Annotated in this window: 1 protein-coding gene; it reads left to right on the top strand. The window is 42.2% G+C overall.

Features of this window, described 5'->3' with window-relative positions; all coding sequences use genetic code 11:
• Nucleotides 1-880: fibrobacter succinogenes major paralogous domain-containing protein (locus DUZ96_RS00010; RefSeq protein WP_114299241.1), on the top strand; the 880-nt coding region annotated here is incomplete at its 5' end.
• Nucleotides 881-1,023: the final 143 nt, after the last annotated feature.

Raw genomic sequence — 1,023 nt, 5'->3', positions numbered from 1 at the left:
TGCAAAAAATAGTGCAACAACACCTAATTTAGAAGCGGTACTGGCTGAAAACAATTCAGCCAACAACCAACAGATAAAAGACTTACAAGACCCAACAGAGGCTCAGGATGCGGTGACAAAAAATTACACGTATTCCAAAGCAGAGGTCGATGCACTTTTAGCTAATCTACAAAGTCAGATAGATGACTTGGAATCTGACAATAGTTCAGGCTCGATTACGGACCAGGATGGCAATACTTACAATTATCTCACCTATGGCGACCAAGTATGGACTGTAGATAATGCCGAGATGGTGACCTACAGAGACGGCACTGCAATACCAGAAGTCACTGATGACACAGAATGGGAAAGTCTCACCACAGGTGCTTGGTGTTATTATGACAACGACCCCACAAAGCCAAGACTCTATAATTGGTATGCTGTTATGGGTATTCACGATGCGGCTTCATTGTCAGATGCATCACTCAGAAAAGAATTCGCACCAGAAGGTTGGCACGTACCAAGTGATGCTGAGTGGACAACCTTAGAAAACCACCTTATAGCAAATGGCTATAACTATGATGAGACAACTTCAGGCAACAAAATAGCTAAATCAATGGCATCAACAACAGCCTGGATTAGTACAGCAAATTTAGGAACACCAGGCAACGACCAAAGCCTAAACAACAGTAGTGGCTTTAATGCCTTCCCTGAGGGTACCCGTTACTTCTATGGTTCGTTCAACTATGAGGGTAACGATGCTCTCTTTTGGAGTTCCACTGAGCTCAGTACAAATAGCGCAAGCAGCCGCAACCTGAACTACTTTTACCCTTACCTAAACAGCAACTACCTCATCAACAAGCAATTCGGCTTTTCAGTGCGTTTTGTTAGAGCTTTTTAATATTTAAAATCATTTAAAAATGAAAAAACTACACACCATTTTAGCAGTAATATTAATCACTGCAACAACCTCTGCCCAAGTCCCTGAGAAGATGAGCTATCAAGCAGTGGTTAGAGATGCATCAGGAGCCTTAGTAAGTGAAC

The organism is Winogradskyella sp. KYW1333, from assembly GCF_003335675.1.
Lineage (GTDB): Bacteria > Bacteroidota > Bacteroidia > Flavobacteriales > Flavobacteriaceae > Winogradskyella.
This window is presented reverse-complemented; position numbering and strand designations above follow the sequence as displayed.